We start from the raw sequence: 18,614 nt of genomic DNA, 5'->3' as shown, positions 1-18,614 counted from the left end.
GCTACGACAACAACGACGACTATTGATGCCTGCCGGCACACACTAGCGGTGTGCCTGGCAACAACGACAAAGCCCCGCAAGGGGCTTTTTTCATGCATGGATCAGACTTACTTCAATCCTGGCCCGGCGGCAACTCTTGCACCCGCTCGCGGTGGCGGTGCTTGCGCGGTCGGTTGGCCAGTGCGCGATCATAGAGCGCATTGGGCAGGCAGCGCAACAGCCTGGCCACCCAGCCCATTTGCCAGGGGATGACGGCATAGCTGCGTGCCTTGGCAATCACCGCATAGGCTTTGTCGGCAAAGGCCTCGGGCTGCATCAGAAAGGGCATGCCATAGCGGTTATGGCTGGTGAGCGGCGTGGCCACAAAGCCCGGGCAGATGGTGACTACCTGCACGCCGCTGCGCTGCAGCTCCACCCGCAGGCTTTCACAGTAGCTGATGACCGCTGCCTTGCTGGCGCAGTAGGCGCCATGGCCGGGCAGGCCGCGTATGCCGGCCACGCTGGCAATACCCACCAGCTTGCCGCTGCCGCGCGCCTGCATGGGCCGCACAAAGGCGTGGAAGGTGGCGGCCATGCCGATGACATTGGTGGAATAGGTCTGGGCCAGCACCTCCAGATCCTCACGCTCCGCCGTGTCAATGCCATAGCTCACCCCGGCATTGGCCACCACCACATCGGGCAGGCCCTGCTGCTGCAGGCATTGCGTGCAAGCGTCAATGATCTGGTCCTGGTCGGCCACATCGGCGCCGTAGATGGCATAGCGGCTGGCGTCCATGCCCTGGGCCTGCGCCCATGCCTGCATCACCGCGTCGCGGCGGGCCACCAAAGCCAGGCGGTAACCCGCCTGGTAGTAGCGCCAGGCCAACGCCTGGCCGATGCCGCTGGAGGCGCCGGTGATGAGCACCAGCGGTGTATCACTCAAAGAGGTGGACATGCGGCGTTCAGCGTGCGGGCTGGAGCACGCCCTTCACCCGGCCCTTGAGCTCTGCGACCTGGGTGATGTTGTTGAAGACCATGGAATCGGCCGTGAAGCGGTCCTTGCCTCGGATGATCTCGACAGGTTTGTTGGAGCTGACCCGTTCCTCGTTCACGAAGGCGTGCAGAAACTCGCCCCGGAACTCCATCTGCGGCACATCCGGCTTGTTGCTGTTGCGCACCACCTTGGCATTGCCAAACAGCTGTACTTCTGAGCCATCGGCGTTGGACAGCGCCCGGTCGGCCGTGGCCACCGTGGTCGATCCGTCCAGCCGCATCGAGCGCATCGTGGCCGTGTCGATCTCCAAGGTATCGGTGTCCATGTAGTGGCGCATCTTGCTGCCCAGGATCTCGCTGGTCAGCACCCCGGTGCCATCAAAGCTGCGCACCGAAAAGTCTTTCATGTAGTAATCCACCTCATGGCCGGGCACCACCGCCTCGCGTGCGATCTGTGGCTTGGGCGCATTGCGCACCAGCCACCAGGTGCCCAGGGTCAGCAGGCCCATCAGGATCACCGGCAGGTAGATGGACGACAGGTCCATGAGGCGTCGCAGGCGTGATTTCATTGTCCGTACCGATCGAGCAGATTGACATAGGCGCCGCTGGCGGCCAGCACGGCATCGCAAAGCTCGCGCGCCGCGCCCGCGCCGCCGTGGCGCGTAGTCACCCAGTGTGCCACGCCCAGCACTTCGGGGTGGGCGTTGGCGGGGGCGCAGGCCAGCTGGCAGCGGCGCAGCACCGGCAGATCCGGCCAGTCATCGCCAATGGCTGCGGCCTGGTGCCAGTCCAGGCCCAGCGCCTGCAGCATGGCCTGGGCGGCGGGCAGTTTGTCTTCCGTGCCATAGCGCACATGCTCAATGCCCAGCGCCGCCAGGCGGTGGCGCAGCGGTGCCGAATCGCGGCCGGTGATCACCGCCGGCACAATGCCCGCTTCGCGCAGCATCTTGAGGCCATGGCCGTCGAGCGTATGGAAGCGCTTGAGCGTCTCGCCCTGCTCGCTGATGTAGAGGCCGCCATCGGTGAGCACGCCGTCCACATCGAAAAATACAATCTTGATCGCCTGGGCGCGCAGCAGCAGCTCGGCCGGCCACTGCTGGGCGGGAGTGATCGGGGGCAGATGGATCGTGCTGGCCATCAGATCACCTTGGCGCGCATCAGATCACCCACATGCACAATGCCCACTAGGTGCTGGTCGGTATCGGTCACCAGCACGCTGGTGATGCGGTGGGCCTCCATCATCGCGGCGGCATCGGCGGCCAGTGCGTCAGCCGCAATCTGGCGTGGTGTGCTGTGCATCACTTGGGCAGCGGTCCTGCCGCGCAAATCAGCGCCGGCCTCAATGCGGCGACGCAGATCGCCATCGGTGAACACGCCCTGCAGCAGGCCATTCGCATCGACGATGGCGGCGGCGCCCATGCCCTTGGCGCTCATCTCGCGCATCAGGTCGCTAAAGCTGGCGCTTGGCAGCACGGTGGGCAGCTCATCGCCGGTGCGCATCACATCCGATACGTGGGTGAGCAGGCGCCGGCCCAGCGCGCCACCGGGGTGGGAGCGGGCAAAATCCTCGGCCTTGAAGCCGCGCGCATCCAGCAGCGCGACAGCCAGTGCATCACCCATCGCCATCTGCGCGGTGGTGCTGGCGGTGGGCGCCAGGTTCAGCGGGCAGGCCTCTTTGTCTACCTGGGTGTTCAGCACCCAATCGGCATGGCGGGCCATGGAGGACTGCAGGTTGCCTGTCATCGCCACCACGGGCACGCCCAGGCGCTTGAGCACCGGTAGCAGCACGGCGATCTCGCCGCTCTCGCCGCTGTTGGAGATGGCCAGCACCAGATCCTGGCCCGTCACCATGCCCAGGTCGCCATGGCTGGCCTCGCCCGGGTGTACAAAAAACGCCGGCGTACCGGTCGATGCCAGGGTGGCGGCAATCTTGCGCCCCACATGCCCGCTCTTGCCCATGCCGGTGACCACCACGCGGCCCGGAATGGTTAGCATGCGCTGCACCACCTGGACAAAGTTGTCGTCCAGGCGCTGCGCCAGTGCTGCAATGGCCTCGGCCTCGATCGCAAAGGTGGACGCCGCCAGGCGCAGAATCTGCGCCGCTTCAACGGGGCGCTTGGGCTGTAGGATGCTCATGGAGGCTGATTTTATCGGAGCGCCAGCGCCCCGGCGGCGACAGGTCATTGTTAACAAGGCCAGCCCCTACGGCCGCAACCGGGGCACTTGCACTACCATGGCGGTCTTCCCCCCTACGGCCTCCACCATGCACGCTCCAGACGTCAACGCTTTTTTGCGTCACCACATCCGCACCGTTCCCGACTGGCCAGCGCCGGGCGTGCAGTTCCGGGACATCACCCCGCTGCTGCAAAACCCGCAGGTCTTCCATGTGCTGATCGATGCCTTTGTGCACCGCTACATGTCGCGCGACATGCGCCCCGATGTGGTGGCAGGTCTAGATGCACGCGGCTTTATCCTCGGCGCCGTCATTGCCTACCAGCTCAAGGTCGGCTTTGTGCCGATCCGCAAAAAGGGCAAGCTGCCCTTTACCACGGTGGAAGAAACCTATGAGCTGGAATACGGCAGCGCGACCGTGGAGCTGCATGCCGATGCCGTCAAGCCCGGCGACAAGGTGCTGCTGGTCGATGACCTGATTGCCACCGGTGGCACGATGATGGCCGGCAAGAATCTGCTGGAAAAGCTGGGCGCCCAGGTGATGGAGGGCGCCGCCATTGTGGACCTGCCCGAGCTGGGCGGCTCCAAGCGGCTGACCGATGCAGGGCTGCCGCTTTTTACGCTGGTGGATTTTTCCGGTCACTAGAGTGGCTGCGCAGGGGCTGGAAAGCCCGGTGCGCTCGCCATGCGCTCAGTGCAGATCGCCGTACTGGGTATTGCTCAGCCCACCAAAGCTGGTGTCGGCCGTGGGTGCAGGCGCGCCGCCACGCCGTGCGGCCTCGCGGGCCATCTCGGCCTGCTGAGCGGCACTGCGTGCAGGCGGAACAATCGGCGTCGGCCGGGGCGCCGTGCTGGTCGCGCTGCGGTGGCTGGCGGTTGCACCATCCAGCGCGGGCACCGGGTTCATGGCCGCTTCCAGCAAGGCTTTCTTGAACGCGGCGATCTCCGCTTCATCGACCGGATCCATACCCAGTGGGACCGGCAGCACGGTGGCTTGTGGTGCGGCAGTGCCTGCAGTACCGATGCTCGGCGACTTGCTGCTGGCAGCACCCAGCTGGGCATTGAGGCGCCAATACACCGAGGTGATCACGATCTCAAAACGGGTTTTGGCCGAATAGGCAATCAAGGACTCGATCTGGGTGAGTTTGTCGGGCGAGGCGCAGTGCTGCTGGGCCAGGTCGACCATCACGATGAACTGCGTGGCCCGCTTGTCCAGTGCCAGCACCTTGAACTTGTAGCCTGCCGACAGAATGCCCGAGCGCACCATGGACTCGCGCACCGCCGAATACACCATCTCCCGGCGCGCCGAGCGCTCACCGGGGCGCGGTGCAGCGCTGTCGTGCTGGGGTGCCGCAGCCAGGGGCTTGGCGGCCACCAAGGGGCTCTGGGCGGCCAGCATATCGTGTTGACCCATGCCCAGCGGCTCGGCAAACATGGTTTGCGGCCCCAGGGGCGCAAAGGCCGATTTTTTTTCTGGTCGACTGAACCATTTGGCAAATATAGACATGCCACTCCCTACCCTGATCAGAATTGACCCGCAGGCGCGATGCTTGATACTTTGTCAAGTCTCGTCGTACGCGGGTAGCGCCTGCGGCTGGACGCTTGGGGTCAACCGCAAACCCTCGGTTTGCTGGTCCTTGTCAGCGACTCACCAACGGTCACCCGTTTCATCGCGCAACAGGCGTTTGTAATTGTAGGAAGGAGTATTGCATACCCTGGTCAGAAAAGCGCGTGCGATTTGACCCATGCCAAGCATTTATGTTGCGGCGACGCGGCGTTTGCGGTTGCCCAGGCGCTTGGCCAGCACCGACCCAGCTGCCATGGCCAGTGCCACGGCCACGGTGGGCTGGCGGTTACACAATTCGGTAAAGCGGATGCTCGACAGCCCCCAGAGGCGGCAACCGGCCACCGCCTGTACGGTGGCATTGCGCGGCTGGTGCGAGAAGAACGCGCCTTCGCCGACAATGGAACCCGCGCCCACGATGGCCAGGCGAATGCGCTGCTTTTCATCCTCGAAATGCACGCTCAGGCTGCCACTTTCGACAAAAAACAAGGTGCGCTCCTGCGTACCTTGCTGAAACAGCACCTGGGATGCCGCCAGCTGGGTCGGCGTCAGGTAGGGGGCCAGAATCTCCCACTGCGCTGCCGTCAGTGGGTTGATCATGCTTTCTTCGTCCTGGCAGTTGTTGATGGCGGCCACCAGGGCCTTGATGTCGTTCGCGCTATTGAACATGAAATCCTCCTCCGCAATCCTGATGGTGGATCCACCAGTGATCTATCGAAATTCCTAATCCAAGAAATCTAACCGAGTGGCTGCACAATGGCCGGGCAGCCGGGCAAAAATTTGTAAGAAGTATCGCCCAGCCCACCATTTCCGCGCAAGCACGCCGCCCCTTCTCCTCCCTTAGACGTATTTTTTGATTCCATGCACGCATTACTAGAGGCCATCGCCACCATGCCGGCGAGCCAGCAGGCACAACGCCTTTTTCATGGCCGAGGCGGCCTGTTTCCGGGTTGCGAGCATCTGTCGCTCGATCTGTACCCGCCAGCCGTCGTGCTGACCAGCTTTGCGCCGCTGGCCGATGAAGCCCTGCAAAGCGTGGGGGATGCGCTGCAACAGCGCTGGCAGCAGTTGTATCCGGGCGAGCCGCTGACCTGGGTCTACCAGTGCCGGGCGCTGGGCGCCGCCGAAACCCGCCTGGTGCAGGGTAGCCTGCCCGAGCCCCATACCGTGCAAGAGGACGATGCCCGCTACCAGGTGCATGTGCTGCGCGGGCAAAACCACGGCCTGTTTCTGGACATGGCCGAAGGCCGGCGCTGGGTGCGCCAGTTCATCGCGCGCCAGCCGGACCCCGAGCGCTGTACCGTGCTCAATATGTTCGCCTACACCTGCGCCTTCTCGGTGGCGGCGCTGCAGGCGGGCGCCGGCCAGGTGATCAATATCGACATGAGCAAGGCCGCACTGGCCAGTGGCCAGCAGAACCACCGGCTCAACCAGCTGGCGGGCGGCCAGTTCTGGGGCCATGACATTTTCAGCAGCTGGGGCAAGATCACCCGCACCGGGCCCTACCAACTGGTGATCATGGACCCGCCCAGCTACCAAAAGGGCAGCTTTGTCGCCACCAAGGATTACGCGCGCCTGATCAAGCGCCTGCCCGATCTGCTGGCGCCTGGCGGCTTTGCGCTGCTCTGCCTGAACGCCCCCGAGCTGCCGCTGGCCTTTTTGCAAGACCAGATGGCCGAGCTGGTGCCGGAGCTGGAATTTATCGAGCAGGTGGCCAACCCGGCGATCTTTGCCGATGTCTCGCCGGACCGGGCGCTCAAGGTGCTGGCCTACCGCATGCCCAGCTGAGGCTGGGCCGCTGGTTCATCGGTTTAATCGATGACGACCAGCTTGCCGCGCATAGGCTCGGCATGGGTGGGGAAGGAGCAGAAATAGGTGTAGTCCTCACCCTTGCTCAGGCGCTCGACCGGGAAGCTCACCGAGGCATGCTCACCACCCGACAGCATCTGGGTGGCAGCCAGCACGCGGGCATCGCCACGGCTGAGCCAGGCGCGCTCGGGGCCGGAACGCTGGCCTTCGCGGATCACGGCCTCGGTGTCCTGGCTGCGCGTTAGCACCCAGTTGTGGCCCGCTTCCTGCCAAGGCTTTTTGCCGGTGTGCAGCAGATGCACCGTGAACTGCGCGCAGCGCTTGCTCACGCGCAGCTCGGTCAGGTCAAACTTTTTGCCGGGCTGGCCTTGTACATGGGCTTCACAGACCGGCGCCGATGCGGGCGCGGCGGGCTGCGCGAAGGCGGCGCTGCTGGCGCCCAGGGTGGCAGCGCAAAGGGCGAGGTGGTGCAGAGAGATCTTCATGGTTGGTCGCTTGGGTCGTTGAGAAAGAGGGAATCGGCGCTGAGACGGTGCATGCGCCTTTACGCAAGCAGGCCATCCACCATCACCTGCGGAATGCCGCGCGAGCAGGGCTCGACACGGGCCTGCACGCCATAGACGCGCGCAAGCAGCTCGGGCTGGATGGCGTCGCGCGGCGGGCCATCGGCCTGCAGCTCGCCGTTCTGCAGCACCAGCACGCGGTCGGCATGGCGCAGCGCCAGGCCCAGGTCATGCAGCACCACCAGCGTGACCATGCCGCTGCGCCGGGTCTGCGCACCGACCAGTTCCATCACATGGAACTGGTGGTTCAGATCCAGCGCCGACAGCGGCTCGTCGAGCATCAGCACCTGCGGTTGGCGGATCAGCGCCTGCGCCAGCCCGGCCAACTGCACCTGGCCGCCGGAGAGTTCATCGAGGTGGCGCATCGCCAGGTGGTCAATGCCCAGTTGCTGCAGCAAAGCAGCGCACTGCATGACTGCATCCTGGGCCGGTTCAGCGCCCTTATGCAGGCTGTGGGGCGAGGCCTTGCGCGCCGCCATCAGCGATTCGATCACGCGCAGATGCACTGCCGCCGGCAAGGCCTGGGGCTGGTAGACCACGCGCCGGGCGCGCTCGGCCAGGCTGGCCTGGTCCAGCGACTGGCCTTGCAAGCGCACCTGGCCGCTGGCACGGGTCAGCCCCGCCAGCGCCCGCAAAAAAGTTGATTTGCCGCTGCCATTGGGGCCTAGCACGACGGTGACGGTGCCCGGCTGCAGATCGGCCACCGACAAGGAGGGAATCACCACCCGCCGGCCATAGGCCACATGCAGTCCGCTGATCTGCAAACCGCCGCCGCTCATGCCCGCCCCCGCGTGCGCAGCACAATGGCCAGAAAGAAGGGAATGCCCACGAGCGAGGTGACGATGCCCACCGGCACGATGACGCCCGGCACCAGCGCCTTGGAGGCCACCGAGGCCAGCGACAGCACCAGCGCGCCCACCAATGCCGAGGCGGGCAGGTAAAAGCGGTGGTCATCGCCCACCAGCCGGCGCGCAATATGGGGCGCGACCAGGCCAATAAAGCCGATGCTGCCGACAAAGGCTACCGACAAGGCCGCCAGCAGGCTGATGCGCAGCAGCGCGCCTAGGCGCAGGCGCCGCACATCCACGCCAAAGCTGGCCGCGCGGTCCTCACCCAGGCGCAGCGCGGTCAGCCGCCAGGCATTGCGCATCGACAGCGGCAGCACCACCGCCAAGGCCAAGGCCAGCGCACCCAGCTTGGGCCAGGTTGCGCGCGAGAGGCTGCCCATGGTCCAGAACACCAGGCCCTGCAAGGCCTCGGCCGTGGCCACAAACTGCAGCAAGGACACCAGCGCATTGAAGCTGAACACCAGCGCAATGCCAAACAGCACCACGCCGGTGGCGCTCATGCCACCCCAGCGGGCCACCAAATCGAGCAGCAAGGCCGAGGCCATTGCAAACACAAAAGCATTGGCGGGCACCGCCCAGGATGCGGGTACGCCCGGCAGGCTCCAGTCCAGCACAATCGCCAGCGCTGCGCCAAAGGCGGCGGCCGACGACAGGCCCAAGGTAAAAGGGCTGGCCAGTGGGTTGGCCAGCACGGTCTGCATCTCGGCGCCCGCCAGGCCCAGCGCCAGGCCGACGGCCACTGCCATCAAGGCATAGGGCAGGCGGATGTCCCAGACAATCACACGCAGCGCTGGCGGCGCGGCATCGGGCGTGTACAAGGTCTGCAGCAGCTGCGACAGCGCCAGGCCCGATGGGCCGGTGGTGAAGTCCAACAGCAGGGCCGCCACAATCGCGCCCGCCAGCAGCGCCAACACCAGCAGGCGCCAACCGGTCAAGCGGCGGTAGGCCTGGGCGTGCAGGCCTGCCTGCCCTCCATCCACGCCCAGCGCAGCCGCAGTGGCGGCCAGTGGCGGCAGGGCCATGCTCATGGCTTGGCCTTCAAGGGGGCGATATCTCCCCAGTACGCACCTTGCATCGGCAGCGCCGGTAAGAAGCGCTGGTTGATCTCGGCCATCGTCGCCTGCGGGTCCACATCGGCAAAGCGCTCGGGGTAGAACCACTTGGCCATGGCCTCGATCGCCAGGATATTGGTGGGCGCATCGTAGAAGTTGTGCCACAGGCCATGGGCGCGGCCCGAGCGCACGGCGCTCAGCATCTCAAAACCCGGGCGCTGGGTCAGCTCGCGCAGGCTGCTGCCCAGTTGCGCGGCGCTCACCCCCTCGCCCGCCCGCACCATGGGGCGGCTGCCCTGGGGCCGGCTGCCGGTGGCGATGTAGACGGCCGGGTCCTGGGCGATCAGCGCCTCCTGGTTCAGGTCGCCAATCGCGCCGGGGATCTTGCCTGCCGCGATGTTGATGCCACCAGCCGCGTCAATGAACTCACCCACATTGCCCTTGCCGGCCGTGTGGCAGCAGCCATCCCAGACACCCGCCAGCAACTCGGCAAACACCAGCGGGCGCTGTTCTGCAGGGATGTCCTTGACCCGCGACTGCACCCGCAGCAGATGCGCCTCGTAGAAATCGGCATAGGCATTGGCCTGCGCCTCGCGATGCACCGCCTGGCCCAGGATGCGGATGCTCTTGGCGGTGTTGCGCACCGGCTGGGCACGAAAGTCGATGAACACCACTGGCACGCCGGCCTTCTCCAGCGCCTTGACCAAGCCACTTTGGCGGCCAGGGCCATGGCCGCCCAGGCCGAAAATCGCGATGTCGGGCTGGGTCGACACCGATTTTTCAGCGCTGACACTTTCCTCCGAAGTTCGTCCGATCAGCGGAATCTGCGTGATCTGCGGAAAACGCTGCTGGTAAGCCGCCCAGCCATTCGGGTCGGCAAAGGCCAACTCGCCTTGCCAGCCCACAATGCGCTTCAAGGGCTCAGCACCTTCCATCAGCGCCAGCGCATACAGAAAGCGGCCCTCGCCCAGCAGGATATGGTCCACCTTGGCGGGGATCTGCACCGTGCGGCCGACGATATCCACCACCGTGCTGCGCTGCACGGCTGCGGCATCCGCTGCAGATTGTGCCGGGGCCGCCATGGCCAGATCCGTGGCCAAGCACATCCCCAGCGCCAAGCCCAGCGCGCGCAGCTGCAAACCCGCTTGTACAGCGGAGCGTAAAAGAGCCGGGATGCGGCGAACGGATGCGCCTGCACCTTGCGGTGCCGGGGAGAGCTTCAATGCGGTCATGGTCACAACAAACTAGAATGAAAATCGTTCTTATTGATGAATGAGCCGCCACTCTAATCAGCCCCGCAGCGGCCTAGCCGCCACTGCCAGGCTGATTTGCAATGCCATGTTTTCCCGCCCCGCTCCAACACAATCCATTACTTATCCCGAGAAAACCGTGCCCTCCCCGCCCCCCGCCAGCCTGCCCGGCAAGGCCCGCATCCTGGTGGTCGATGACGACCCGGAGATCCGCGAGCTGCTCTGCGACTACCTGCGCGCCCAGGGCATGCAGGCGGCAGCCGTGGCCGATGGCCAGGGCATGTGGGACTGGCTGGCGCGCCACAGCGCCGACCTGGTGGTGCTGGACCTGATGCTGCCCGGCGTCGATGGCCTGGCGCTGTGCCGCAGTCTGCGCGAGCGCACCCCTATCGCTGTGGTGATGCTGACGGCACGCGGCGCGCTGATGGACCGCATTCTGGGGCTGGAGATGGGTGCCGACGACTACCTGCCCAAGCCCTTTGACCCGCGCGAGTTGCTGGCCCGCATCACTGGCGTGCTGCGCCGCACACGCCAGGTGCCGGCATCGATGCACGAGCCCGAGCACCTGGCCACCCTGCGCTTTGCCGGTTGGACCTTGAACATGCAAAGCCGCAGCCTGCATAACCCCGATGGCCTGCTGATCAGTCTGGCCCAGTCGGACTACCGCGTGCTCTGCGCGCTGGCGCAAAACCCGCAGCGCACCCTGAGCCGCGACTACCTGGCCGAATACACCTTTGGCCGCGAGCGCCAGGCGCTGGACCGCGCCGTCGATGTCTGCATCAGCCGCCTGCGCCAGCACCTGGAGCCCCAGCCGCGCCAAGCCCAGCTGCTGCGCACCGTGCGCAATGCCGGCTATGTGCTCGCCTGCGAGGTCGAGACGCTGGCGTGAACACCGCCCCCGACACCCCTGCCACGCATCGCACCGGCCGCTGGCTTCCCAACTGGCTGTCATGGTTGTCGTGGCTGGTGCGGCTGTGGCCGCAAACCTTGTCTGGCCGCATCGCCGCCATCCTGGTCATCGGCATGCTGGCCGCCCAGGCGATGACCGGCACCATCTGGTGGGAGATGCGCCGCAGCCAGCTGCTGGATGTGCCCTTGCGCCTGGTGGCGGCACGCAGCGCCGATACGCTGGCCTTACTGCAAGCCAGCCCGCCCGAGCAGCGTGCCGCGCTGCTGGCGCAGTGGCAAGGCAGCCGCTACCAGCTGCAGTGGGTCGATGCACCCGATGCCACCCAGACCTCGCCCTACCCCGAAGCCCAGGCCTTGATGGACCAGGTCATCAGCGAGCGCCTGGGCCATCCTGTGCCGCTGCAATTGCAGCAGTTGGCGTTGCTGGGCGAGCGCACGGCGGAGGCCACCGCAGTCCGGTGCTGCTGGCCGACAAGCCCGAAGCCCATGTCCGCCTCTTGCTGCAACTGCAGGACGGCCCCTGGCTGCAGATCGATGCGCAGGAGGGCGAAATTGGCCAGCCGGTGCAGCCGCTGCAGGCACTGGCCGACTATGTGCTGCGCGTCTACCTGCTGCGCAGCCTGGTGATCGTGGCGGTGGCACTGATTGCGGTGCGCCTGGCCATGCGCCCCCTGCAGCGCCTGGCCGCCGCCGCCGAGGCCCTGGGCCGCAACCTGCAAAGCCCGCCGATGGATGCGCGGGGCCCGCGCGAAGTGCAGCAGGCAGCGCAGGCCTTTAACGCCATGCAGCAAAAAATCAACGAAGGCCTGGCCGAGCGCACCCGCTTCCTGGCCGCCGTATCGCATGACCTGCGCTCCCCCATCACCCGGCTGCGCCTGCGCGCTGAAATGCTCGAGCCCGATGCACTGCGCGCCAAGTTCCGCAAGGACCTGGAAGAGATGGAGCACATGGTCGCCTCCACCCTCGACATGCTCACCGGCGCCCACGCCAGCGGCCCGCGCCAGACCATGGACATCAATGCGCTGGTGCATGGCGTGGCACAAGACATGCACGAGTCCAGTGGCCTGCCGGTCCCCGTCAGCGGCCAGGCGCTGCAGCCCTACACCGGCTACGCCCAAAGCCTGCGCCGGGGCCTGCACAACCTGGTGGAAAACGCGCTGCGCTATGCCGGCGATGCGCAGCTCCACATCGAAGACGATGGCCAACAACTGCGCATCCACGTGCGCGACCACGGCCCGGGCATCCCCGCCGCGCAAAGGGAACGGGTGCTGGAGCCCTTCTACCGCATGGAGCACTCCCGCAATGCCGATTCCGGCGGGGTGGGGCTGGGGCTGTCGATTGCGCAGACAGTGGCACAGGCCCATGGTGGGGAGCTGTTGTTGCGCGAGGCGGCTGGGGGCGGGTTGGAGGCGGTGTTGGTGTTGCCTCGGCAACTACCCCTATGAACGACAGCGGTTCTTACACATGAGCCATTGGCCGTCTGCCAGAACTTTCGCAGTACCGAAAACGTCGTGCGCGGGTGCTTATGCTGAACTATCCGGAATTTCCGGACAGTTCTAAACGGACTTAAAGAGTCTCTAGATGCTCGTTGACGCTGCGCACGCGCCAGAACCGCGCATCACTTCCCAATGCAAAAGCTCGAAAAAATCACCCCCAGCAAATCATCCGATGTGAACTCGCCCGTGATCGCATTCAATGCATGCTGGGCCAGGCGCAGCTCTTCGGCCAGCAGGTCGAGGGCGGGGCTGTCCACATGCAGTTGGGCGTGGGCGATGTCCAGGTGCTCTTCGACCTGTTGCAGTGCCTGCACATGGCGGGCGCGGGCGATGTAGGTGCCTTCGGCGGCGGGCTGCCAGCCGGCGATGCGGAGGAGCTGTTGGCGCAGGCTGTCGAGGCCATCGCCGGTTTTGGCGGACAGTACCAACGGAGCCTGGTCGCCTGCAGGGGCGGCAGCAGCGGTACTGAACTGCGTGGCGGCCTCGGCGCTTTGGCGGCGGGCCTCGTCGGGAGTCAGCGCATCGGCCTTGTTCCAGACCTGCAGCACGGGCACATTGGCTGGCAGTTGCTGCAGCAAGGTGGCAGCGATCTGGCGGTCGGCCTCGGCATAGTCGGGCTCGGCCATGCGGGTCAGGTCGTGCAAAAACAGCACGGCATCGGCGGCGGCGATTTCTTCCCAGGCGCGGGCAATGCCGATGCGCTCCACCTCATCGCTGCTCTCGCGCAGGCCGGCGGTGTCGATCACATGCAGGGGCACGCCTTCAATCTGGATGGTTTGCGTGACCTTGTCGCGGGTGGTGCCGGCGATGGGGGTGACGATGGCCAGCTCCGCGCCAGCCAACGCGTTGAGCAAGGAGCTTTTGCCGGCATTGGGCTGGCCGGCAATCACCACCTTGATGCCCTCGCGCAGCAAGGCGCCCTGGCGGGTGCGCTGCATGACGGCTTGCACGGTGGCGCGCAGTTGGTCCAGCTGGCCATAGGCATCGGCCTTTTGCAGAAAGTCGATCTCCTCTTCGGGGAAATCCAGGGTGGCCTCGACCAGCATGCGCAGGTGTACCAGCGCATCGCGCAGGCGGTGGACCTCTTGCGAGAACACACCCGTCAGCGAGCGGCTGGCACTGCGCGCCGCCGCCTCGGTGCTGGCGTCGATCAAATCGGCAATCGCCTCGGCCTGGGCCAGGTCGATCTTGTCGTTCAGAAAAGCGCGCTCGGTGAACTCCCCCGGTTCGGCCAGGCGCAGGCCGGGCAGCAGTGGCTTGCCGCTGTCGGCCTCGGTGTGCGCGGCCTCCAGGCAGCGGGCCAGCAGCAGCTGCAGCACCACGGGGCCGCCGTGGGCCTGCAGCTCCAGCACGTCCTCGCCGGTGTAGCTGTGCGGCGCGGGAAAGTACAGCGCCAGCCCCTGGTCAATCGCCTGCCCGTCTGCCGCCTTGAAGGGCAGGTAGCTGGCCTCGCGCGGCTTGAGCGCCTTGCCGCAGAGGCGCTCGACCAGCGGCGCAATCGCCTTGCCCGATACCCGCACAATGCCCACCGCTCCGCGCCCAGGGGCAGTGGCAATGGCAACAATCGGATCGTGGTGGCGGGCAAGCATGGGCAGGTCTCTGGCGCGAGTGGGCAAGCTCGACATTATCGGGCGGCAGGGCCAGCGGCAGGCGCCGCAGGCTATTGGGCCAAGCCGTGGCTGCCGGCACCTGCCATGAAAAAAGCCTGCTTGCGCAGGCTTTGAGGTGGTGGAGTGTGTGCGGCGTGGGCTTACTTGATCGTGGTCCAGGCGGGGATCGGACGTGCATCGGCGCGGTACACCGTCTCGATGCCCTTGCGCATGGCCCAGGGGAAGATCTGGTGGTGCACGGGGATGGTGTAGAAGTTGTCCTTGGTCATCTTCAGCGCATCGTTGATCAAGGCATCGCGCTTGGCGGTGTCGGTCTCGGTCTTCATCGCGTCGATCTTGGCGTCCAGTTCCTTGTCGGCAATGCGGCCGCCGTTGTAGACGCCGCCGCCGGCTGTACCCTTGCTGTGGATCAGTGCATCGAGCGAGTACAGCGCATCAAAGGTGGCCACGCCCCAGCCGAACAGGTAGGCATTGGGCTCGGAGTTCATCACGCGGGTGACGTATTGGGCCATCGGCGTGGCTTGCAGGCTGGTCTTGATGCCGATACGGGTCCACATCGCGGTGACGGCCTGGCAGATCGCCTCGTCGTTCACATAGCGGTCGTTCGGGCATTCGAGCTTGAGGTTGAAGCCATTGGGGTAACCGGCTTCGGCCAGCAGCTTCTTGGCGCCTTCCACGTCGTACTTGGCAGCACGCGTTTCCAGCTCCTTGCTCCAGCCATGCACCATCGGCGCCACCATGGTGCCCGCCGTGATCGACATGCCGCGCATGGTGCGCTTGTGCAGGCCGTCGGTGTCAATCGCCATATACATGGCCTTGCGCACGCGTACATCCTTCATCGGGTTCTTGCCCGGGGTTCCACCACCTGGCAGTTCATCGCGGAACATATCCAGACCCAGGTAGATGGTGCGGTTCTCGGTGCCTTCGAGCAGGCTCAGCTCGGGGGTCTTCTTGATGCGGTCCTGGTCTTGCGGCGGTGGGTCGACCATGAAGTCGACCTGGTTCGAGATCAGCGCTGCAGTACGGGTGGCGGCCGATTTGATGGGGGTGAAGACGATCTCATCGACGTTGCCGGTGGGCTTGTCCCACCAGGCGGCGTTCTTCTTCAAGGTCAGCTTCACATCGGGCTGCCAGCTGACAGCGACGAAGGAGCCCGTGCCATTGGTGTTGCGGCTGGAGTAGCTTTCTTCCTTGCCGGCGTAGTCCTGGGTTTTGACGGCGTTGTTCTTCTCAGCCCAGGCCTTGTTCATGATGCGCGCCTCGGTCAGCTCGCGCAGCAGGATGGGGTTGGGGCCCTTGAGGATCAGATCGACGGTGAAGTCATCGACCTTCTTGACTTCCTTGATGCTCTGGGTGGCGCTCATCATGTTCGATGGCGGGGTCATGATGCGGGTCAGCGAGAAGACCACGTCATCGGCGGTGAAGGGCGCGCCGTCGTGGAATTTGACGCCCTTGCGCAGCTCGAAGCGCCACTGGGTGGGGCTCACCTCGGTCCACTTGGTAGCCAGTGCCGGCTCCAGCTGGAAGTCCTTGCCGTAACGCACCAGCGGCTCATAGACCTGCTGCAGGAAGGCATGCGTGGTCTGGTGGTTCTGTGCGTGGGGGTCCAGGGTCAGGATGTCATTGGCACCTGCCCAGCGCAAGGTGGCCGCCTGGGCTGCACCTGCACAGACCAACACTGCCAGCGCCAGCGCGCTGCGTTGAAATACCGAAACTTTCGCCATACCTGAACCCCTAGTTTGTTGAACACATTTCCAAACAAATGATGCTAACGAAAAAACGGTCGCAAATGCGACCGTTTGGGAGGTGTATCCGGGAATGCCCGCCTAGGCAATCCCTGCATTGACAAATGCTGGCTACTTGAATTTCGGCAGATTGAACTGCGGTGGCACACCCATGCGGGTATTGATGATCCACTGCTGCGCAATCGACAGCACGTTGTTGGTGAGCCAGTACAGCACCAGACCAGCGGGGAAGAAGAAGAACATCACGCTGAACATCAGCGGCATGATCCACATCATCTTGGCTTGCATCGGATCGGGTGGCGCGGGGTTCAGCGCGGTCTGCAGCAGCGACGACAGGGTCATCAGCACCGGCAGGATGAAGAACGGATCGGGCACCGACAGGTCATGGATCCAACCGATCCACGGCGCATTGCGGATTTCCACCGACGACAGCAGCACCCAGTACAGCGCGATGAACACGGGGATCTGGATCACGATCGGGAAGCAACCACCCATGGGGTTGACCTTCTCTTCGCGGTAGATGCGCATCATCTCCTGCTGCATCTGCTGAGGCTTGTCCTTGAGGCGCTCACGCATCTCCATGATGCGGGGGTTGATCGCCTTCATCTTGGCCATCGACGAGTAGGCCTTGGCATTGAGCCAGTAGAACGCGATCTTCAGCAGCAGCACCAGGGCCACAATCGACCAGCCCCAGTTGCCGATAAAGCTGTGCAGCTTGTCGAGCAGCCAGTACAGCGGCTTGGCCAGAATCGTCACCCAGCCATAGTCCTTGACCAGCTCCAGGCCAGGGGCGATGGATTCCAGGGTCTTTTCGATTTGCGGGCCCACAAACAGACGCGCATCGATGGACTTGCTTTGGCCCGGTGCAATCTCGCCCAGGTGGGTGATCTCGCCGACCGAGTACAGGTTGGAGCCAGCCTTGCGCACATAAATGTCGCGCTGCGTGCCTTGGGGCAGCAACCAAGCGCTGGCAAAGTAGTGCTGCACCATGGCCACATAGCCATTGTCAGCCGACTTGTCCACGCTGTCGGTCTTGCCGTTTTCGATGTCCTTGAAATCCACCTTGTGGTATTTCTTGGCTTCGGTGTAGACAGCAGGGCCGGTGAAGGTCGAGTAGAACGAGGATTCGCCAGGCGGCTTGTTGCCATCACGCGTCAGCTGCAGGTACAGCTGGGGGTTGACGGCGGCAGAGCCGGTGTTGACCACCTCTTGCTTCAAGCCAATGGCGTAGTCGCCGCGCTTGAGGGTCCAGGTCTTGACCAGCTTCACGCCGCCCAGGTCAGGCGACTCGAACACCACGTTCAGCTCGTTCTGGCCATCGGCCAGCTCGCGCGGGCCGGGCTTGAGGGTCATTGCCGTCTTGTGGGTCGGGAAGTTGCCACCGATCAGGCCGGTCTGGGCGACGTACACGCGGTTGGCGCTTTCGTCCAGCAGCTTGATGGCCTTGGTCTTGTCGTCCTGATCGGCGTACTTGAGCAGCTCGGCACCCACCAGGGATGCGCCTTCGCTGTCAAAGGTCAGGCGCAGCAGGTCGGAGGCCACGGTCAGCTTTTCGCGGGCAGCAGCGGGGGCTGCTGTATCAGCAGCTGCCGTGCCGGGCACATTGCTGGCGTTGGCGGTAGCTGCCGGGTTGGCGCTCGCTGCTGGCAGACCGGTATCGGTACCGACCGTTTCAGCGGGCGCCTGGGCCGTCACCTCAGGTGTGGGGAAGAATGTGGGTTTGCGACCATTGTGGATTTGCCACTTGTCCCAGAGCAGGACCAGGGAGAAACCAAATATCACCCACAAGATGGTGCGGCGAATATCGTTCATGAAGACTTCTCAGAGGGGGAAGAGGATGAATCGGCGGGAGTCACCAGACGACTGAACCAGCGGGGATGCGCGGGGACCGGATCAAGGCCGCCCTCGCACCAGGGATGGCAACGCGCCAGGCGGCGCACTGTCAAATAGCTGCCCATGGCAGCACCATGCTGTTCCAGCGCCTGCAATGAATAGGCAGAGCACGTGGGCTCGAACCGGCAGGCAGAACCAAGCCAAGGACTCAGCAGCAGCCGGTAGCCGCGCACCAAGCCCATGAGCAAGCGTTGCATCATACGCTAAGCGCCTTGGCGCCGTCGGTGCGCTCGGCTTTGGCCGGTTGGCTGTTTTTGTGCGCGCGCGCAAACAGCTGCATCAGCTCGGCCCGCACCGCTTGCTTGAGCACGTCGGAGCTGGGGCTGATGAATTGCTTGCGGTCGAACGTGCTGCGCAGGCGCACCACATGCGCGGCGGCGGGTAGCTGCGCCTCATGCAAGGCAGCCACCGCAAATATCTGCCGCTTGATGGCATTGCGCGTCACGGCCCGGCGCGCCCAGCGCTTGGGCACCATGGCACCCAGCCAGGTCGCCTCAAACGCAAAAAGAGCCTGCGACGCAACCTTGGAAGGTTGGTCACCAGGCTCTGATGGCGCAGCGGTAATGCCAGGGGCCTCGGCAGCCAAAACCAGCCGGTGCAGCGCAAAATGCGCCGTACGGGCGATGGTTCCGCCTGCCATGGCGGCCTGGAACTGGGGGCGTGTCTTAAGACGATGCATAAGTGTCACCCACTGGTGCAGTACCTGGCACCCGAGAGGTGCCTGCTACCCT

The 18,614-nt window shown here is 64.8% G+C and carries 20 protein-coding genes; 5 read left to right on the top strand and 15 right to left on the bottom strand.

The genetic code is table 11. From position 1 onward, the window contains the following. Positions 1-112: 112 nt before the first annotated feature. The 4 genes from HS961_RS03225 to HS961_RS03210 are packed head-to-tail and all read right to left on the bottom strand — an operon-like array spanning position 113 to position 3,108. The gene (locus HS961_RS03225; RefSeq protein ID WP_182326348.1) at positions 113-934 is read right to left on the bottom strand and encodes an SDR family oxidoreductase; all 822 of its coding nucleotides are present in this window, start codon (positions 932-934) and stop codon (positions 113-115) included. A gap of 7 nt (positions 935-941) precedes the next feature. After that, entirely contained in the window at positions 942-1,541 is a 600-nt protein-coding gene (gene lptC / locus HS961_RS03220; protein WP_182326347.1) for an LPS export ABC transporter periplasmic protein LptC, read from the bottom strand. Continuing rightward, on the bottom strand, positions 1,538-2,110 hold the full coding sequence (locus HS961_RS03215) for a KdsC family phosphatase (protein ID WP_182326346.1): 573 nt from the start codon (positions 2,108-2,110) through the stop codon (positions 1,538-1,540). Before HS961_RS03215 ends, lptC begins: the two co-directional genes overlap by 4 nt. Further along, the gene (locus tag HS961_RS03210; protein WP_182326345.1) at positions 2,110-3,108 is read right to left on the bottom strand and encodes a KpsF/GutQ family sugar-phosphate isomerase; all 999 of its coding nucleotides are present in this window, start codon (positions 3,106-3,108) and stop codon (positions 2,110-2,112) included. The genes HS961_RS03215 and HS961_RS03210 overlap by 1 nt, the downstream gene beginning before the upstream one ends. Positions 3,109-3,235: 127 nt before the next feature. Between HS961_RS03210 and HS961_RS03205 the strand changes: the two genes are divergently transcribed. After that, on the top strand, positions 3,236-3,790 hold the full coding sequence (locus HS961_RS03205; protein WP_182326344.1) for an adenine phosphoribosyltransferase: 555 nt from the start codon (positions 3,236-3,238) through the stop codon (positions 3,788-3,790). 45 nt (positions 3,791-3,835) lie between these two features. Here HS961_RS03205 and HS961_RS03200 read toward each other — a convergent pair whose 3' ends face one another. After that, positions 3,836-4,651, bottom strand: a complete 816-nt coding sequence (locus tag HS961_RS03200; RefSeq protein ID WP_182326343.1) for a hypothetical protein — start codon at positions 4,649-4,651, stop codon at positions 3,836-3,838. A 249-nt stretch (positions 4,652-4,900) separates the two neighbouring features. Further along, on the bottom strand, positions 4,901-5,377 hold the full coding sequence (locus HS961_RS03195) for a Crp/Fnr family transcriptional regulator (protein ID WP_182326342.1): 477 nt from the start codon (positions 5,375-5,377) through the stop codon (positions 4,901-4,903). A gap of 192 nt (positions 5,378-5,569) precedes the next feature. On the opposite strand from HS961_RS03195, the gene HS961_RS03190 reads away from it, so the two are divergent. Then, positions 5,570-6,496 (top strand): class I SAM-dependent methyltransferase, encoded by a 927-nt coding sequence (locus HS961_RS03190; RefSeq protein ID WP_182326341.1) that lies wholly within the window; start codon positions 5,570-5,572, stop codon positions 6,494-6,496. Between the two features lie 23 nt (positions 6,497-6,519). Here the strand turns inward: HS961_RS03190 and azu are convergent, their stop codons facing one another. From azu to HS961_RS03170, 4 genes are read right to left on the bottom strand one after another with little or no spacing between them, the layout of a single operon-like run. After that, a complete protein-coding gene (gene azu, locus HS961_RS03185) occupies positions 6,520-7,002 on the bottom strand; it encodes an azurin (RefSeq protein WP_182326340.1) in 483 nt (160 codons plus the stop codon). Positions 7,003-7,061: 59 nt separating this feature from the next. Beyond that, a complete protein-coding gene (locus HS961_RS03180; protein WP_182326339.1) occupies positions 7,062-7,859 on the bottom strand; it encodes an ABC transporter ATP-binding protein in 798 nt (265 codons plus the stop codon). Continuing rightward, on the bottom strand, positions 7,856-8,950 hold the full coding sequence (locus HS961_RS03175; protein ID WP_412101650.1) for a FecCD family ABC transporter permease: 1,095 nt from the start codon (positions 8,948-8,950) through the stop codon (positions 7,856-7,858). The genes HS961_RS03180 and HS961_RS03175 overlap by 4 nt, the downstream gene beginning before the upstream one ends. Positions 8,951-8,952: 2 nt before the next feature. Beyond that, positions 8,953-10,086, bottom strand: coding sequence for an ABC transporter substrate-binding protein (locus HS961_RS03170; protein WP_182328099.1), 1,134 nt, complete (start codon positions 10,084-10,086; stop codon positions 8,953-8,955). A 283-nt stretch (positions 10,087-10,369) separates the two neighbouring features. Here HS961_RS03170 and HS961_RS03165 point away from each other — a divergent pair, with 283 nt between their 5' ends. Genes HS961_RS03165 through HS961_RS23565 form a run of 3 tightly spaced genes read left to right on the top strand, consistent with a single transcriptional unit; the run spans position 10,370 to position 12,584 of the window. Further along, positions 10,370-11,119 (top strand): response regulator, encoded by a 750-nt coding sequence (locus HS961_RS03165; RefSeq protein WP_238347766.1) that lies wholly within the window; start codon positions 10,370-10,372, stop codon positions 11,117-11,119. Then, entirely contained in the window at positions 11,116-11,766 is a 651-nt protein-coding gene (locus HS961_RS23570) for a hypothetical protein (protein ID WP_238347765.1), read from the top strand. The genes HS961_RS03165 and HS961_RS23570 overlap by 4 nt, the downstream gene beginning before the upstream one ends. Before the next feature lie 35 nt (positions 11,767-11,801). Then, the gene (locus HS961_RS23565) at positions 11,802-12,584 is read left to right on the top strand and encodes an ATP-binding protein (RefSeq protein ID WP_238347905.1); all 783 of its coding nucleotides are present in this window, start codon (positions 11,802-11,804) and stop codon (positions 12,582-12,584) included. Positions 12,585-12,757: 173 nt separating this feature from the next. On the opposite strand, the gene mnmE is transcribed toward HS961_RS23565, so the two are convergent. The 5 genes from mnmE to HS961_RS03135 all read right to left on the bottom strand — a co-directional run bounded on the left by mnmE (position 12,758) and on the right by HS961_RS03135 (position 18,562). Then, positions 12,758-14,224 (bottom strand): tRNA uridine-5-carboxymethylaminomethyl(34) synthesis GTPase MnmE, encoded by a 1,467-nt coding sequence (mnmE, locus tag HS961_RS03155; protein ID WP_182326336.1) that lies wholly within the window; start codon positions 14,222-14,224, stop codon positions 12,758-12,760. A gap of 161 nt (positions 14,225-14,385) precedes the next feature. Further along, the gene (locus tag HS961_RS03150) at positions 14,386-15,969 is read right to left on the bottom strand and encodes an ABC transporter substrate-binding protein (RefSeq protein WP_182326335.1); all 1,584 of its coding nucleotides are present in this window, start codon (positions 15,967-15,969) and stop codon (positions 14,386-14,388) included. Between the two features lie 132 nt (positions 15,970-16,101). Further along, positions 16,102-17,802 carry a membrane protein insertase YidC gene (yidC, locus tag HS961_RS03145; RefSeq protein ID WP_182326334.1) on the bottom strand — a complete coding sequence of 567 codons (1,701 nt, stop codon included), beginning with the start codon at positions 17,800-17,802 and terminating at the stop codon, positions 16,102-16,104. Next, entirely contained in the window at positions 17,799-18,083 is a 285-nt protein-coding gene (gene yidD, locus HS961_RS03140) for a membrane protein insertion efficiency factor YidD (protein WP_182326333.1), read from the bottom strand. Before yidD ends, yidC begins: the two co-directional genes overlap by 4 nt. Continuing rightward, a complete protein-coding gene (locus HS961_RS03135; RefSeq protein ID WP_182326332.1) occupies positions 18,080-18,562 on the bottom strand; it encodes a ribonuclease P protein component in 483 nt (160 codons plus the stop codon). Before HS961_RS03135 ends, yidD begins: the two co-directional genes overlap by 4 nt. Between the last annotated feature and the right edge of the window lie 52 nt (positions 18,563-18,614).

It is taken from the genome of Comamonas piscis, assembly GCF_014109725.1.
GTDB classification, from domain to species: domain Bacteria; phylum Pseudomonadota; class Gammaproteobacteria; order Burkholderiales; family Burkholderiaceae_C; genus Comamonas; species Comamonas piscis.
The sequence above is the reverse complement of the archived record's forward strand: the minus strand, read 5'-3'. Positions and strand labels throughout refer to the sequence as shown.

What these genes read in the sequence shown, in the direction of transcription:
- HS961_RS03225 (WP_182326348.1), bottom strand. Translation starts at nt 934, where the DNA reads ATGTCCACCTCTTTGAGTGATACACCGCTGGTGCTCATCACCGGCGCC.
- lptC (WP_182326347.1), bottom strand. Translation starts at nt 1,541, where the DNA reads ATGAAATCACGCCTGCGACGCCTCATGGACCTGTCGTCCATCTACCTG.
- HS961_RS03215 (WP_182326346.1), bottom strand. Translation starts at nt 2,110, where the DNA reads ATGGCCAGCACGATCCATCTGCCCCCGATCACTCCCGCCCAGCAGTGG.
- HS961_RS03210 (WP_182326345.1), bottom strand. Translation starts at nt 3,108, where the DNA reads ATGAGCATCCTACAGCCCAAGCGCCCCGTTGAAGCGGCGCAGATTCTG.
- HS961_RS03205 (WP_182326344.1), top strand. Translation starts at nt 3,236, where the DNA reads ATGCACGCTCCAGACGTCAACGCTTTTTTGCGTCACCACATCCGCACC.
- HS961_RS03200 (WP_182326343.1), bottom strand. Translation starts at nt 4,651, where the DNA reads ATGTCTATATTTGCCAAATGGTTCAGTCGACCAGAAAAAAAATCGGCC.
- HS961_RS03195 (WP_182326342.1), bottom strand. Translation starts at nt 5,377, where the DNA reads ATGTTCAATAGCGCGAACGACATCAAGGCCCTGGTGGCCGCCATCAAC.
- HS961_RS03190 (WP_182326341.1), top strand. Translation starts at nt 5,570, where the DNA reads ATGCACGCATTACTAGAGGCCATCGCCACCATGCCGGCGAGCCAGCAG.
- azu (WP_182326340.1), bottom strand. Translation starts at nt 7,002, where the DNA reads ATGAAGATCTCTCTGCACCACCTCGCCCTTTGCGCTGCCACCCTGGGC.
- HS961_RS03180 (WP_182326339.1), bottom strand. Translation starts at nt 7,859, where the DNA reads ATGAGCGGCGGCGGTTTGCAGATCAGCGGACTGCATGTGGCCTATGGC.
- HS961_RS03175 (WP_412101650.1), bottom strand. Translation starts at nt 8,950, where the DNA reads ATGGCCCTGCCGCCACTGGCCGCCACTGCGGCTGCGCTGGGCGTGGAT.
- HS961_RS03170 (WP_182328099.1), bottom strand. Translation starts at nt 10,086, where the DNA reads ATGTGCTTGGCCACGGATCTGGCCATGGCGGCCCCGGCACAATCTGCA.
- HS961_RS23565 (WP_238347905.1), top strand. Translation starts at nt 11,802, where the DNA reads ATGCGCCCCCTGCAGCGCCTGGCCGCCGCCGCCGAGGCCCTGGGCCGC.
- mnmE (WP_182326336.1), bottom strand. Translation starts at nt 14,224, where the DNA reads ATGCTTGCCCGCCACCACGATCCGATTGTTGCCATTGCCACTGCCCCT.
- HS961_RS03150 (WP_182326335.1), bottom strand. Translation starts at nt 15,969, where the DNA reads ATGGCGAAAGTTTCGGTATTTCAACGCAGCGCGCTGGCGCTGGCAGTG.
- yidC (WP_182326334.1), bottom strand. Translation starts at nt 17,802, where the DNA reads ATGAACGATATTCGCCGCACCATCTTGTGGGTGATATTTGGTTTCTCC.
- yidD (WP_182326333.1), bottom strand. Translation starts at nt 18,083, where the DNA reads ATGATGCAACGCTTGCTCATGGGCTTGGTGCGCGGCTACCGGCTGCTG.
- HS961_RS03135 (WP_182326332.1), bottom strand. Translation starts at nt 18,562, where the DNA reads ATGCATCGTCTTAAGACACGCCCCCAGTTCCAGGCCGCCATGGCAGGC.